The organism is Streptomyces sp. NPDC001880 (assembly GCF_053594575.1).
The window spans coordinates 1-14062 of the sequence record NZ_JBSFET010000008.1 but is presented as its reverse complement, the minus strand read 5'-3'; the positions used below and the strand labels follow the sequence as shown (position 1 = coordinate 14062).

The following is a 14062-nucleotide window of genomic DNA, read 5'->3' as shown; positions in this document are numbered from 1 at the left end:
GGTCAACCGGAAACAGTGGCCACGAAAAAGGTCCGCCGGGCGGCCCCACCCCCCACGGGAAGGACGCCCGGCGGACCAGTCAGGGCGTGATCAACGCACGGCGTACGCGTCGGTCACGGTCTGGATGACGGAGTTGCCGTTGGCGTCCGTCAGTTCGGTCTTCAGGGTGACCGGCTTGCCGGCCGCGCCCGCGTGGTTCACGGTCGCGGTCCAGTGACCGTCCTCCTGTGCGGTGGTGGCCCGGGTCCAGGTCTCGCCGCTGTCGTACGAGTAGGAGACCTTGGCATCGACCAGCTTGCCGGGCGTGTAGCCCGCGTGGCCGGTGACGCTCAGGCCGATCGTCTGACCGTCCTTCGCCGCAAGGGTCTTGAACCCGTCGGCGTCCAGGTCGTAGCCCGGGAAGAGCAGCGGAATCCCCTGCGAGTACACGTTCTCGTCCCGCTCGGAGCGGAACTTCCAGGTGGTCACGATGGTGGTGGACCGCTTCCACACTGCGGCGGGCTTGCCCCACTTGGCAGTTTCCATGGTGAGTTCGTACGCGGTGTCCTCGGCCGGGACTTTGAACACCCCGGACGGGTAGATGGACTGGCCCAGCACCTTGCCGCCGCTGGTCAGCTTCATCTTGCCGATGTCACCGAAGGAACCCTGGATACCGGCGTGCTCGGTGTCGCTCCAGAAGCCCGGGGCGACACCGATCAGGTTGTCCTGCCGCTCGGCGGCGAGCTGAACCTTGCCCGCGGCGTCACGCGGGGCGGTCGGGACCGGGATGCCCCGGTACCAGTTCTCCGTGCGCTCGGCGCCGGCCGTGTACGTACGGGTCTGGTCGGTCATGAACTCGCCGTAGGGGGCGCTGGAGGAGAGGAACCGCGTCCAGACGGTGTCGCCCGCCGAGTAGTACTCGGTGCGCTTGCTGGGCGTGGCGACCGTGTCGAAGGCGGCGGAGTAGCGCGCGCCGTACGGCCGCTCGCTGGTCAGCAGGTCGGGGTAGTCGGCTGCGACGCCCATCGCCTCGTACGTGGCGGTGGACTTGGCGAGCTTGCTGTCCCTGACCTTGTAGGTCCGGTCCGAGGTGACGGGGCCGGTCTCGGGGAAGGCGAGGTTGTAGACGAACGGGCTGACGGCGGTGGCCTTCCAGCTCAGCTTGACCGGGCCGGTGGCCAGGGCGGCCTTGAGTGCGTCGGCCTCGCTCGCCTCGACGCCGAGTACGGGCAGAGGCGCCGTCGTACCGAATTTGGCGGAAGGCTGCCAGAGGCCGGCGGACGGCCGGTATGCGATGACCGCCTTTGCGCCCGCGGCCTTGGCGTTCGCCGCATGGGTGCCGATGCGGCCGTCGTCGCCGACCTTGACCAGGGCGATCTTGCCCGAGACACCGGCGGACGCCAGCTCGTCGGGGGTGCCGGTGCCCGCGTCGACGAGTGCGGCTTCGCCCGTTCCGTCGAGGTTCGCGGAGCCGCCGCCGGACACCACCGGGTGCAGTTCGGCGCCGCCGACGACCGACAGCTTCTCGATCTGGGGGGCGTACGCGCGCCAGAAGCTGGCGAACTCGAAGTCGCCGTCACTGGCCTTGCCCTGCACATCGGCGAAGTAGTTCTTGACGATGGCGCCGCCGGTGACGGAGCCGGAGTGCAGCCAGACATCGTCCCAGCTGCGGCCGAAGGAGAGCGTCGTGGAGCGGTTCTCGGAGGCGCGGTCCTCCGTCTTCACCTGGATCCGGTGGGCCTTGCGGGCGTCCAGGACCAGGGTGGTGTCCTCGGTGACGTTCACCTGCGGCCGTGCGAGGTAGCCGACGGACTCGGGCAACTGCCCCGTGGCGTCCTTCGGGTCCATCGTCGTGATGAAACTGGAGACGAAGTACGCGCCGGGACGCACCTGGTAGACCTGGTCGGCGGCACCGTTGTTGAAGCGGCGATCACCGCTGTCGGTGTCGGTGCCGATGACGTCCACCGAGGAGCCGCCCTCGGCAGGCTTGCCCGAACGGTCGATCAGCTTGACCCGCAGGGTGACCGTCTCGGCGCCGACGTACAGCGAGAACGGGGTGGAGACCTTGACGCCGTCGGGCCCGGTGGCCAGGACACGCCCGGTGACATCACCGTACTGGGCGGCCTTCAGCTTCGCGGTCGGATCGATCTGCAGCGGGACCTTGACGGTCGCGCCCGCCGGGACGGTGACGGTGCTCGCGTCGAGCTTGGCGACGGAGGAGCGGACCGCCGAACCGTCGTTGCCGGTGACGCCCTGGACCTTCAGCGACAGCTTCACCGGCTTGGTGCCGGAGTTGGTGTACGGAACGTCGACCGTCGTGCGGTCGGACTTGTCCTGCGGCCAGTTGAACGCACCGCCCTGGACGGCGGGGGCGCCGACGACGGTGGTGTCGATGGCGGCCTTCACATCGAGGCGGCCACCGCCGGTTTCGCGCACGTCGCCGGGGATGTCGCTCTTCGCGGAGGACACGAGAGCCGCCTTGATCTGCTGGGCGGTCCAGTCCGGGTGACGCTGCTTCACGATGGCTGCGGCGCCCGCGACATGCGGGGTGGCCATCGACGTGCCGGACATCGTCCGGTAGGCGTACACCCCGCGGCCACCGGCCGCCGCGGCCGAGATGTCGACGCCGGGGGCGGTGATCTCGGGCTTGAGGATGTGCGAGCCGGTCACGGGTCCGCGGCTGGAGAACTGGGCCGTGGCGTCCTCGCGGTCGACGGCGCCGACGGTGAGCGCGCTCGGAGCGCAGCCCGGCGAGGAGACGGTGTTCGATGACGGGCCCAAGTTGCCGGCCGCGATGACGAACAAGGTGTCCTTGCTCTGCGCGAGTTCCTCGGCGGCGACGCTCATCGGGTCGCTGCAGTCGCCCGGCGTCGCGCCGCCGAGGCTCATGGAGACGACATCGGCCTTCTGGTCGACGGCCCACTGCATACCGGCGATGACCCAGGACTCGGCGCCGGAGCCCTTGTCGTTGAGGACCTTGCCGGCGAGCAGGTCCGCGCCGGGGGCGACGCCCTTCTTCTTGCCGTCGCTGGCCGCGCCGGAGCCGCCCACGGTGGAGATGGTGTGGGTGCCGTGGCCCTGCCGGTCGTCGGTGGTGTCGGAGTCGGTGAAGTTCTTCGAGGCGGCGACCCGGCCCTTGAGGTCGGGGTGTTCGGCGTCGACACCGGTGTCGAGCACGGCGACCTTGGTGCCCTTGCCGTCGTATCCGGCGGCCCAGGCGAGGTCGGCACCGACCTGCTTGGTCGACTGGTCGAGAGTGCCCTGAACCTTACGGTCGAGCCAGAGCTTCTTGAGGCCGGAGGCCGCGCGGGAGCGGGTGTTGGTGACGTCCGCCCAGAAGTCGGCGGCCTTCGCCTTGTCGGCCTTGAGCGCGACACCGTCGATGGCGTCGAGCGCGAGGCCGCGCTCGGCGCCACGCGGGGTGACGGACGCGGAGCGGGCCACGTCCTGGCCGTAAACGGCAATCAGCGGCAGCGACTTGCTGCTCGCGTCGTCGTAACCCTGGCGAATGAGCCCGGTGACGTTGAAGAGTTCCTCGTCGACCGTGCCCGCGGCCAGGGCGTCGGTGGCGTTCTCGGGGTAGACGTAGAGGTCCTTGCCGGACTGCCGGGTCTGCAGGAGCGGAACGATGCCGTCCTCGCGCGGCAGCGCGGTGGCCGACGCGGCCCCCGAACTGTCCGTACTCACCAGGACCTTGTCGCCGGTGACCAGGGTGACGGTCACCGGCTTGCCCGCCTTGGCCTCGGCAGCCGCACTGCCGGTCAGCGGTCTCTTCGCAATTGTGTCGTCCTGCGGCGCTGCCGTGGACGGTGCGATAGCGGTAACGGCCAGGACGGCTGCGGTGGCCGCCCCCAGTGCCGTACGCGATATCGGACGCATCGGTCTCCCCAAATAAAACCGGAATAGCTATTAACAAACCGCTGCATTCCGGATGCTGTTGGTACTGCGGTGGCGCCACATTGGCAGAGCGACGGACGTTCGAGGGATGATGTACATGGCGGGTTTACGCCGTGGCCGCTTTCCGCCACGACCGGGCGCCCGAAGACTGCGACATTGTGCGGAATCAATGCGTCCGGGAGGGGACGGGGATGCTGGGAGCCATAGGTCTCAACGACATACAGGAGTCGGCGTACCGCGCGCTCGTGGCGGTGGGAGCTGCGGAGGTCTCCGACCTCGCGCACCGGCTGGCACTTCCCGAGTCGGACACCGAACGGGCGTTGCGCAGGCTGGAGCAACAGGGCCTCGCCGCACAGTCGTCCGCCCGCACCGGGCGGTGGGTGGCGGCGCCGCCGGGGGTCGCCCTGGGCGCGCTGCTGACCCAGCAGCGCCACGAACTGGAGCAGGCGGAGCTGACGGCGGCGCTGCTCGCCGAGGAGTACCGCGCGGATGCGGCCGAGCCCGCCGTGCACGATCTGGTCGAGGTGGTCACGGGTTCGCGCGCGGTGGCACACCGCTTCCACCAGTTGCAGCTGGGCGCGACGAGCGAGGTGTGTGTCCTGGTCACCGGGAAGCCGGTCGCCGTCAGCGGCTTGGAGAACAAGGCCGAGGAGCAGGTGGTGACCCGTGGGGTTTCCTACCGGGTGGTGCTCGAGCGGGAGGTGCTCGCCCAGCCGTCCGGAATCCTGGAGCTGTCGGCGGCCCTGAGCCGTGACGAGCAGTGCCGGGTCGTCGACCGGGTGCCCACCAAACTGATCATCGCCGACGCGGCCCTTGCGATGGTCCCGCTGACCGGACGGGACGCCGAGCCCGCGGCGCTCGTGGTTCATGCCTCCGGGCTGCTGGAGTCGCTGATGGGACTCTTCGAGGCGGTGTGGCGCGACGCCATGCCGCTCAGGCTCGGCGAGAGCGGCCGGCCGGAGAAGGAGACCACCGGGCCGGATCCGACGGACCTGGAGATCCTTTCGCTGCTGCTGGCCGGGCTGACGGACGCGAGCGTGGCGAAACAGCTGGAGCTGGGGCTGCGGACCGTCCAGCGACGGGTGAAGGGCCTGATGGAGATGACGGGCGTCTCCACCCGGCTGCAGCTGGGCTGGCACGCGTACGAACGGGGCTGGGTGTCCCGCACACCGCGGACCTGAGCGGGCCCCGTCGGCGCTGACGGGCGGGACCGGCCGGACTCCGGCAGGCTGGTCAGATGGGTGTGTGGCAACTCGTCGCCGTCGGCCTCGTCATGCTCCTCGGCCTGTTGGGCGTGCTGGTGCCGGGAGCGCCGGGGCCGGCGATCGTCTGGGCCGCCGTGCTGTGGTGGGCGCTGACCGACCTGACACCGCTCGCCTGGGGCGTACTCATGGGCGCGACAGCGCTGCTGCTGCTGAACCAGGCGCTGAAGCGGCTGCTGCCGCCGCGCCGTCCGCGCGAGACGGGAGCGCCGCGCAAGACGCTGATGCTCGGCGGGATCGGCGCGATCGTGGGCTTCTTCGTGGTGCCGGTGGTCGGCGGAGCGGTGGGGTACGTGGGCGCCGTGTACGGGGCGGAGCGGCTGCGGCTCGGCAGCCGGGGGGCGGGCTGGGCCTCGGTGCGCTCGGTGATGCGGGCGACCGGCTATTCGGTGCTCGTCGAGCTCTATGCGTGCCTCCTGGTGGCGGGGGCCTGGCTGTGCGCGGTGATCTGGGGCTGACCGTCGTATATTCCGTCGGACTCCGTCCAGATATTTCGGAAACACCCTGCTGACCAGCGAGGCCGGTGCCCCCTGCGCCGCACGCCACGGCATCGACGGGCCGATGGAGATCCGGGACCGGCACGGACGGCCGCTGGACCACGAGGAGCCGGCCGACAGCCCGCTACGCATCCGCCTCGGCAAGGGCGAATCGGCGCTGATCACAGCGAGGGGCGACCGCCCGGACCCGACCGTCCGCCCGATGACGGCGAACGCACCCGCGCCGCACTCGGGCCGGCCGGCGTGAGCCCGCTCACAACAGCGCCAGGTGGCGCGTCCCGTACGAACGCCAGGGCCGCCACCGGCCCGCCTCGAGCCGCCCGTCCGGATCCACGTCCGGGTCACCGAGCGCACGCATCCTGATGAGCGCCGCGGCTGCCGGGCCGATCCCCGGCAGCCGCAGCAGCTCCTGCTCGGCCTCGTCGCGGTCGGCCCCGGCATCGAGCCGTACGTCCCCGTCGGCGAGCGCGCCCGCCAGCGCCCGCAGCTCCGGCCCGTCCGCCGCACCGGCCAGCACGCCCGGCTCGGGGAACACATGCGTCAGCCCGCCGCAGGGCACATCCAGCGCCTTCCCGTACGCCTCCACCAGCCGCTCCGCCACGTCCCGGCCCACCAGCGTCCGTACGGCGAACTCCTCCGGGTCCGCGGCCCCCGGCGACCGCAGCCCGGGGCGGGCGGCGACGCCCGGCGCGAGGAGCGGGTCGGCGCCGAGCCGCTCGTCGACGGCGTACGGATCGGCGTCCAGGTCGAAGAGCCGCCGCAGCCGCTGGACGGCCGTCGTCAGGTCCCGCAGATCGGTGAGGTGGATCCGGGCGTCCAGCCAGGACCCGGCGGACCGCTCGTCGACGGCCACGATGCCCGTGCCGTACGGAAGGCGCAGGGTGCGCCGGTAGGTACGGTCCCCGGCCGCACCGCCGACCTCCTCGATCCGGGCGACCGCCTCGGTGGCCAGGAGATCGAAGACCTCACGGGCGGCGTACGGCCCCCGGTGGGCGAGCCGCAGCGGGATCCCGGTGGTCCGTGCCTCCCGGACCGCCGCTCCCAGCCCCGTTCCGGCCTCGGCCCGCAGTGCGCTCGGCGTACGCGCGTAGATCTGCCGGATCGTGTCGTTGAACTGGCGCACGCTGGCGAAGCCCGACGCGAAGGCGATCTCCGTCACGGGCAGCCCGGTCGTCTGGAGCAGCACGCGTGCGGTGTGGGCCCGCTGGGCGCGAGCCAGCGCGACCGGGCCCGCACCCAGCTCGGCGTTGAGCTGCCGCTGCACCTGACGTGAGCTGTAGCCGAGCCGGTGGGCGAGACCGGGCACACCCTCCCGGTCGACCACACCGTCGCCGATCATCCGCATGGCGCGGCCCACGACATCGGCCCGGACGTTCCAGTCGACCGAGCCGGGCACGGCGTCGGGGCGGCAGCGGCGGCAGGCCCGGAAGCCGTTGCCCTGCGCGGCGGCCGCGGTCGGGTAGAAGCGCACGTTCTGCCGCTTGGGCGTGACGGCGGGGCAGCTCGGCCGGCAGTAGATGCCGGTCGTTTCGACGGCGAAGAAGAAGACCCCGTCGAAACGCGCGTCGCGGCTGCTCACCGCCTCGTACCTGGTCCGTTCGTCCATCACACCGTCCAGTGTGCGGCACCCGCCGGCACCGAACTGGCGGTTTTCGGACGTGGACCGGCAGCCCGCGGCCGTGGCGGCCGCGGGCCGGGGAACCACCGTCTACCGGTACCGGCCGCGCTTGGCGTCCATGGCCGCCCGGCCCTCGGCGCCCTTGCGCTTCCAGTCGCGCAGCAGCTCCGAGCGCACCCGGGCATCGGTCTTGGCGGCGATCCGCTGGTTCTCGCGGAGCAGCTTGCGGAAGCTGTCGAGGCGCCGTTCATGCAGCGAACCGTCCTCGATCGCAGCGAGCACCGCACAGCCGGGCTCCGTCTCGTGGGCGCAGTCGTGGAACCGGCACTGTCCGGCCAGTTCCTCGATCTCGGAGAAGACCTGACCGACACCGGTCTCCGCGTCCCAGAGCCCGACCCCGCGCAGTCCGGGGGTGTCGATCAGCACGCCCCCGGAGGGCAGGACCAGCAGATTGCGGGTGGTGGTGGTGTGCCGGCCCTTGCCGTCGACATCGCGCGCGGCCTGCACCTCCATCACGTCACGGCCGAGCAGGGTGTTGGCAAGGGTCGACTTGCCCGCGCCGGACGCCCCGAGCAGCACGCTCGTACCTCCCGAGACGACGGCGGAGAAGACATCGATCCCCTCCCCCGTGGCGGAGCTGACGGTCAGCACCTGCACACCGGGCGCGATGCCCTCGATGTCCTGGACGAGGTACGACAGTGTGGCCGCGTCCGGCACGAGGTCGGCCTTGGTCAGCACCACGATCGGCTCGGCCACGCCGTCGACCGCCGTCCCGCCGTCCCGCAGCAGCGCGGCGCCGCTGGAGCTGGACATGGCGAGCGCGAGAAAGCGCTCCACCCGCCCCAGGTCGAACTCGACCGCGAGCGAGAGACAGATGACGATGTGATCCACGTTGGTGGCGAGCACCTGGCCTTCGGAACGCTGCGAGGACGTCGAGCGGACGAAGGCGGTACGCCGCGGCAGCAGCGTCCGTACGAACTGCGGATCACCGTCGGGGTCGACGGCGACCCAGTCGCCCGTGCAGACGATCCGCATCGGATCGCGCGGGACGACGAAGGCGGTGTCGGCGCGGAGCGTGCCGTTCGGGGTGACGACGTCGCACTGACCGCGGTCCACCCGCACCACGCGCCCGGGCAGGAGGCCCTGCTCGGCGTACGGTGCGAATGCGGCCGACCAGGCGTCGTCCCAGCCGTACGGGGACAGCGGGTGCGACGCGGAGGGGCCCTGAAGAGAAGAGACGGACGGAAAGGACGGGAAAGACAAGGGGAACCCTTCAAAGGGGTGGCCCCGGCAACGCGCGCACGGGCGCGGAAAGTTACGGAGTAGGTCAGCCGGCGACCACGGGGGTGGGAACGATGCTCTTCGAGTCGTGGGCAGCGCCCATCGCAGCGACAGTCATCACGATCCTCACCTCCTGGTTCAAGCACGGGACCGACAGCGGTGGTTGATCTCCGCCGTCCAAAGCAGTGCACACCCTAGTCGGTCCGTGTCGGGAGGCTCAACACATTTGATCGAAGTCGTGAGCAGACGTCGGACGGAGACGATTCGGGCCATGTTCACCGGAGATATCCGACTATCTCCCTCGATCAGGTGATACGCATGCACAACGACCGGTCCGGGGCCGTTATGGTGCCGAACATGACCTCACCCCAGACCTCCACCGGCACGTTCACACAAGCCCAGTTGGGCACGATCACACTGATCGGATGGAGCGGCGAACACCCGGCCGACGGCCACGACGTCGCCTTCCTTCTTGTCTACTCGCTGGGCGACGGTACGGACGGCCCCGAGGCCGGCGAGGCCGCCATGCGCGTGGCTCTGGAACGCAGCGCACTGACCGTCGGCAGCGGTCCGGTGTACGCCGCCGAGAACCCGGGTCTCCCCGTGAAGCTGCTCGTTCAGGCCGGCCAGGCAGTCCTGACGACGCCGCACTTCACGGCGCAGTACCCCGCACCGCCCGAGTGGCTGGCGGCGGCCGGTCAGCGGGGCGAGGTGCACGCGATGTTCGCCACCCGTCCGTGGCCCCAGGGCGCACCCGGCCGACCGGTGAGCGAGGAGTTGCTGCGGTCCTTCGCGGCCGACCCCGTGGTCATCACGACCGCCGCCCACTGCGTCCTTCCGGTACGCAGCCTGGGCTGACCCGCCCCGGCACACCGAATGCCCACCGCCCCCGTGGTGCGGTGGGCATCCTCATGCGTGGAGCCCTGGGGCGTTGCCCCGGATCCTGCTGTACGGCGCCGTGCACCGCGGCGCGGGCGGCCTCGGAGCGGTTCCCCGGGCAGCCCGCACTTCAGGCACGTCAGTTGTTACCGATACCGTTGCCCGAGAGCACCGGGATGTCGTCGACGAGGTGCGACAGCGGCTCGTCACCCTTGGCCTGAGTGGAGTTCTCGGCGCACTGCTGGTTCTGCGGTGAGGACAGCGCGTTGACGTCCTGGACCGCGACCGGCACCAGCAGACCGCCGAGCGAACCGGCGTTGGCCTTGAGCGGCAGACCGACGCAGGCCTTGTTCAGCGTGCCCTGGACGAGCTGGACCTGCGGGCTGCCGTCGCCCCGGGTCATGCTGTTGCCGAACTCGTCCATGGCGCCGTTGCCGTTGACCGACGTGGTGCCCCCGTCATTGCCGATCGCCATGGCCGCGGGGGCCGCCGCGACGGAGAGACCGACCAGGGACACGGCCACTGCTGCGCCGGCCATCATCTTCTTCATCTCGCTTCACCTTTCGGAGCGTCCCGTTGCGGAACGCACTGATCAACCCGCAACGGAAGCTCCGGTTCCGCAATACCACTCAAACGGGTTCGATCCGGCATGAGTTCGACCATCTTCGGTCACCCGTCCACAGCCTCGCCGGAGGTGCGGGCCGCTGGGACCCGGCTTCCCGTGCGTGGCCGCTCGCGCCCTGCGGGTGGGTCCGTCTCCGGGCCGCCGCGGGCCGCCCGCCACTCGGCGAGCAGCCGGTCGTAGATGGGTGTGCCGTCCTGTGCGTGCCGATGCCGGTCGCGGGGGCGTTGACTGTCGTACTGGTCCATGAGTGGCCCCTACCCGGTGCGACGGGTGGCGTCTGCCGGTACTACGGCAACCGGCCCAGTCCACCCGCCCCTTCGAGGGGCCGTGGCAGGCCGGACACACCGGTGGGGCCGGCGCATCCGGGCGGCCGGGAACCGGCTGCCGTGTGGATGTGCCGACCCCACGGGTGTTTCGGGTACTGCGTACAGACAGGCGCGAAGCTGCCCGCGGCGCGCTCCCCGCCGGTTCGGACAACCGGCGAGGAGCGCCCGGAGCGGTACTGTCTTAGTTGTTGCCGGCGCCGTTGCCGGACAGGATCGGGACGTCGTCCAGGATGTGCGAGAGGGCCTCGTCACCCTTGGCCTGGGTGGAGTTCTCGGTGCACTGCTGGTTCTGCGGCGAGGACAGGACGTTGATGTCCTGGACCGAGACCGGGACGGCCCCGAGGACCGAACCGGCGTTGGCCTTGGCCGGCAGCGCGATGCAGGGCTTGTTGAGCGAGCCCTGAATGAGCGCGAACTGCGGGCTCCAGTCGCCGTGGGTGGCGGAGTTGCCGTACGACTGGACGGCACCATTGCCGTTGACCGACGTCGTGCCGCCGTCGTTGCCGATGGCCATGGCCTGCGGGGCGATCGCGGCGGAGACACCGACGATCGAAGCAGCAACGGCTGCCGAGGCCATAATCTTCTTGATCATGAAATAGCCCTTCTGGGGTTCATCTGTTGCCCGCCTGTCCGGAGCATCCTGATCAACTCACGACAACGGGGATGGTTGTGCCCATTCACTCGAACGGTTTTCTTACGTTCGGTTGTTCGCCGAATTCGCGGCACCGGAGGAATGGGAGAGGCCGCGGACCGACGGGAAACTTCCGCAGTGCGACGGATCAGCCGCCGATCGGCAGGCCGCCCATGAGAGGGGCCGCGCCCTTGGCGGCGCCGGTGGCCTGGTCGGCCAGCTTGGTGACGGTGCCGTTCTGCTGCATCGATTCCGCAGCGCCGCCGACTGTGTCGACGATCGGGTCGACGGCCTGCGGGGAGCTCTCCACCACCTGGTTGACGCCTCCGTCGAGGCTGAAGCCGGGGGCCGTGGCGTTGGTGACGGCGAAGGCGGGGGCAGCCGTTCCCAGAGCAACCACGGAACCGGCAACGAACGCAGCAGTCTTCGCGTACTTCACTTTCGGGTTCCCTTCTGCAGCGGCATCTGTTTCGGTCGCGTACCCGCGCCGCACGAGCCTTCTTTAGCCGTGCCTTCTGCCGCTTTCACCCTGGGTAACGATGCGGTCGCGACACGGCAACTGGACAGAGTCGCTTTTCCTGCGGGGCCACCCGATCGAATTCCGGAGGAGAAAAGGGGAAGGCCCCAGGCCGCATCGAATGCGGTCCGGGGCCTTCCGGTCATGCGCGTTCGGCTCGTCCGACCGGAGGTCAGTAGTTGGCGCAGAAGTTGCCGACAGCAGGGTTGAGCACACCGATCACGCTGACGGTGTTGCCACACGCGTTGATCGGAGCGTGGATCGGGACCTGGACGTTGTTGCCGGACACCACACCCGGGGAGAGAGCAGCGCCGCCCTCGACACCGGAGTCGGCGAAGGCAGGCGCGGCGGCACCCATCGCCATCAGGGTTCCGGCGGCGATGGCGGCAACCTTGGTGTACTTCACTTTGATCCCTTTCTTTGACGGGGTCCGAAGCGGCAACGTCTTTCGTGCCGCACGAGTGCGGTCCTGATCACTCGTAACTCCGTCGATGTAATTCGTAACGATTTCAGACGGTATTCGAAACGCTTCCGGTAAAAGATTCTTTGAAGATCACCCGAACGGTGCAGCATCGATCACCGATGACGCCGGCAAGGTCTACCGACAGTCCGATGCGCCAGCACCAGGGAGCGGCAGCAACAGGCCCGGGTCGCGCGGAGGAGGAACGCCTGCGGCCCGGGCCTGCCGTCTGCGGCTGGATCAGCTCCGGATCAGCCGTTGCCGACACCGTTGCCGGAGAGCACCGGGATGCCGTCCAGGATGTGCGACAGCGGCTCGTCGCCCTTGGCCTGGGTGGACTTCTCGGTGCACTGCTGGTTCTGCGGCGAGGACAGGACGTTGGCGTCCTGGACCGCGACCGGGACGCCCCCGAGGACCGAACCTACGTTGGCCTTGGCCGGAAGGCCGATGCACGGCTTGTTCAGGCTGCCCTGGACCAGACCGAACTGCGGGCTTCCGTCACCGTGGGTCTTGGCGTTGCCGAACGACTGCGAGGCTCCGTTGCCATTGACCGAGGTCGTACCACCGTCGTCGCCGATGGCCATGGCCTGCGTCGCCCCCAGACCGAGGACGGCGGCGGCAACGGCCCCCGTAGCCAGAACCTTCTTGATCACGATTAACCCTTCTCGTACCGGATGCCCCGAACCGGAGCTCCCTGCCCAACTCATGACCGGGCGTTTGGTTCTCCCCATTCACCCGAATGCCGGGATTGCACGTACAGCAGTGCGAAACGGCATTTCAGGGGCGCCCGGCCGGGGGGCGGTCGGACCGACCGCCCCCCGGCCCTCAGCAGCCTTTTTCCACTTAAGGAGTCGAGCACCCGCTGCACGCCGACGGGCCTCGAACCGGCGTGCATGTGTACCCCATTCGTGTGATCACAAAATTTCCACGCCCTGTCGAGTTTCCTCAGCAATTTCTACTCGTTATGTGTGACACAAGCGTGCAGGTTCGGGCGCTTGACCGGCAGAAGCACGGACTCTTCGCATGAAGCACATGTCTTCGTGGTCTCTGCGCTTTCCGTAACCGCCGCTTGCCGAGTCACGCACGGGCACCGCCGGAGCGGTCTCCTCCGGCGGCCTCCGCACCGGCCTGATGAATGAACTGCGAGCGTTCTGCTCGCACGGAATGTCCTAAGAAGGGGCAATCAATGCGAAAAGCCTTGAGTAAGAGCGTGCTGGTGATGGCCGCGGCGTCAGGGATCCTGACCGCAGCCGGTGGATACGCGTTCGCGGATGCCTCCGCCGACAGCACGGCCGCCGGTTCGCCCGGCGTCGGCTCGGGCAACAACGTGCAGGTCCCAGTGCACGTGCCGGTCAATGTGTGCGGCAACACGGTGAATGTGATCGGTCTGCTGAACCCCGCGTTCGGCAACAAGTGCGCGAACAAGGACGGCCAGGGCAGCGGGAGCCAGGGTGCGAGCGCCGAGGGCGGCGCGGTCGGCTCCCCCGGGGTGCTGTCCGGCAACAACATCCAGGCTCCGGTGGACGTGCCGGTCAATGTGTGCGGCAACACCGTCGACGTCGTCGGTGCGCTGAACCCGGCGTTCGGGAACAAGTGCGGCAACGAGTCCGGCGGAAACGAGACCCCGCCGCCGGTGCACCCGCCGCAGAAGCCCCCGGTGCACCCCCCGCACAAGCCGCCGGTCCACCCGCCGCACAAGCCGCCGACCACGCACAAGCCTCCGACGCCCCACAAGCCGGACTGCCCGCCCACGCATCACAAGCCCCCGACGCACAACCAGCCGCCTACCCACCAGCCGCCGACGCATCAGCCGCCGAACCACCACACTCCGGCGCACCACGAGCCGCCGCAGCTGGCGCACACCGGTGCCGACGCCGACCTGGGGATGGCCGGCGGAGCCGCCGCTGCCATGGTGCTCGGTGGAACCCTGCTGGTCCGCCGCACCCGCGCCGCGAAGAACTGACCGGCGCGGTCGACAAGTAGCGGACCTGAATAAGCGGTCCGTCGTCACAGCCGGGGCTGTGACGGCGGTGCGCGGGGTTGTGTTGGGTGCGGGGGAGATAACGGCGAGCCCCCCACGGGCCCAGCAC

The 14062-nt window shown here is 69.8% G+C and carries 14 protein-coding genes; 5 read left to right on the top strand and 9 right to left on the bottom strand.

Translation table 11 applies throughout. From position 1 onward, the window contains the following. Positions 1–90: 90 nt before the first annotated feature. A complete protein-coding gene (locus ACWCQ6_RS07100; RefSeq protein ID WP_451086261.1) occupies positions 91–3858 on the bottom strand; it encodes a S8 family peptidase in 3768 nt (1255 codons plus the stop codon). Positions 3859–4067: 209 nt separating this feature from the next. On the opposite strand from ACWCQ6_RS07100, the gene ACWCQ6_RS07095 reads away from it, so the two are divergent. The 3 genes from ACWCQ6_RS07095 (at position 4068) to ACWCQ6_RS07085 (ending at position 5882) form a co-directional block, all read left to right on the top strand. Continuing rightward, a complete protein-coding gene (locus ACWCQ6_RS07095) occupies positions 4068–5057 on the top strand; it encodes a helix-turn-helix domain-containing protein (protein WP_451086259.1) in 990 nt (329 codons plus the stop codon). Between the two features lie 56 nt (positions 5058–5113). Continuing rightward, positions 5114–5596, top strand: coding sequence for a DUF456 domain-containing protein (locus ACWCQ6_RS07090; RefSeq protein ID WP_451086257.1), 483 nt, complete (start codon positions 5114–5116; stop codon positions 5594–5596). A gap of 103 nt (positions 5597–5699) precedes the next feature. Then, entirely contained in the window at positions 5700–5882 is a 183-nt protein-coding gene (locus ACWCQ6_RS07085) for a hypothetical protein (protein WP_451086255.1), read from the top strand. 6 nt (positions 5883–5888) lie between these two features. On the opposite strand, the gene ACWCQ6_RS07080 is transcribed toward ACWCQ6_RS07085, so the two are convergent. Further along, positions 5889–7241, bottom strand: a complete 1353-nt coding sequence (locus tag ACWCQ6_RS07080; RefSeq protein WP_451086507.1) for a DNA-3-methyladenine glycosylase 2 family protein — start codon at positions 7239–7241, stop codon at positions 5889–5891. A 102-nt stretch (positions 7242–7343) separates the two neighbouring features. Beyond that, a complete protein-coding gene (rsgA, locus tag ACWCQ6_RS07075) occupies positions 7344–8516 on the bottom strand; it encodes a ribosome small subunit-dependent GTPase A (RefSeq protein WP_451086253.1) in 1173 nt (390 codons plus the stop codon). A gap of 375 nt (positions 8517–8891) precedes the next feature. On the opposite strand from rsgA, the gene ACWCQ6_RS07070 reads away from it, so the two are divergent. After that, positions 8892–9392: a DUF5949 family protein gene (locus ACWCQ6_RS07070; RefSeq protein WP_451086251.1), complete on the top strand. Its 501-nt coding sequence runs from the start codon at positions 8892–8894 to the stop codon at positions 9390–9392. A 160-nt stretch (positions 9393–9552) separates the two neighbouring features. On the opposite strand, the gene ACWCQ6_RS07065 is transcribed toward ACWCQ6_RS07070, so the two are convergent. The 6 genes from ACWCQ6_RS07065 to ACWCQ6_RS07040 form a co-directional block, all read right to left on the bottom strand. Next, entirely contained in the window at positions 9553–9963 is a 411-nt protein-coding gene (locus ACWCQ6_RS07065) for a rodlin (protein WP_451086249.1), read from the bottom strand. A gap of 119 nt (positions 9964–10082) precedes the next feature. Further along, the gene (locus ACWCQ6_RS07060) at positions 10083–10283 is read right to left on the bottom strand and encodes a hypothetical protein (RefSeq protein ID WP_451086247.1); all 201 of its coding nucleotides are present in this window, start codon (positions 10281–10283) and stop codon (positions 10083–10085) included. 262 nt (positions 10284–10545) lie between these two features. Next, positions 10546–10956, bottom strand: coding sequence for a rodlin (locus ACWCQ6_RS07055; protein WP_451086245.1), 411 nt, complete (start codon positions 10954–10956; stop codon positions 10546–10548). A gap of 187 nt (positions 10957–11143) precedes the next feature. Then, positions 11144–11434, bottom strand: coding sequence for a hypothetical protein (locus tag ACWCQ6_RS07050; protein WP_451086243.1), 291 nt, complete (start codon positions 11432–11434; stop codon positions 11144–11146). Positions 11435–11684: 250 nt separating this feature from the next. Beyond that, positions 11685–11918, bottom strand: a complete 234-nt coding sequence (locus tag ACWCQ6_RS07045) for a chaplin (protein ID WP_451086241.1) — start codon at positions 11916–11918, stop codon at positions 11685–11687. A gap of 305 nt (positions 11919–12223) precedes the next feature. Then, positions 12224–12625, bottom strand: a complete 402-nt coding sequence (locus ACWCQ6_RS07040; RefSeq protein ID WP_451086239.1) for a rodlin — start codon at positions 12623–12625, stop codon at positions 12224–12226. Positions 12626–13158: 533 nt separating this feature from the next. Between ACWCQ6_RS07040 and ACWCQ6_RS07035 the strand changes: the two genes are divergently transcribed. Further along, on the top strand, positions 13159–13935 hold the full coding sequence (locus tag ACWCQ6_RS07035) for a chaplin (RefSeq protein WP_451086237.1): 777 nt from the start codon (positions 13159–13161) through the stop codon (positions 13933–13935). Positions 13936–14062 lie beyond the last annotated feature (127 nt).

Bases quoted from the DNA above. Each gene is read 5' to 3' on its own strand.
- ACWCQ6_RS07090 (WP_451086257.1), top strand. From the start codon at position 5,114: ATGGGTGTGTGGCAACTCGTCGCCGTCGGCCTCGTCATGCTCCTCGGC.
- ACWCQ6_RS07080 (WP_451086507.1), bottom strand. From the start codon at position 7,241: ATGGACGAACGGACCAGGTACGAGGCGGTGAGCAGCCGCGACGCGCGT.
- ACWCQ6_RS07035 (WP_451086237.1), top strand. From the start codon at position 13,159: ATGCGAAAAGCCTTGAGTAAGAGCGTGCTGGTGATGGCCGCGGCGTCA.
- ACWCQ6_RS07095 (WP_451086259.1), top strand. From the start codon at position 4,068: ATGCTGGGAGCCATAGGTCTCAACGACATACAGGAGTCGGCGTACCGC.
- ACWCQ6_RS07085 (WP_451086255.1), top strand. From the start codon at position 5,700: ATGGAGATCCGGGACCGGCACGGACGGCCGCTGGACCACGAGGAGCCG.
- ACWCQ6_RS07065 (WP_451086249.1), bottom strand. From the start codon at position 9,963: ATGAAGAAGATGATGGCCGGCGCAGCAGTGGCCGTGTCCCTGGTCGGT.
- ACWCQ6_RS07060 (WP_451086247.1), bottom strand. From the start codon at position 10,283: ATGGACCAGTACGACAGTCAACGCCCCCGCGACCGGCATCGGCACGCA.
- ACWCQ6_RS07055 (WP_451086245.1), bottom strand. From the start codon at position 10,956: ATGATCAAGAAGATTATGGCCTCGGCAGCCGTTGCTGCTTCGATCGTC.
- ACWCQ6_RS07070 (WP_451086251.1), top strand. From the start codon at position 8,892: ATGACCTCACCCCAGACCTCCACCGGCACGTTCACACAAGCCCAGTTG.
- ACWCQ6_RS07100 (WP_451086261.1), bottom strand. From the start codon at position 3,858: ATGCGTCCGATATCGCGTACGGCACTGGGGGCGGCCACCGCAGCCGTC.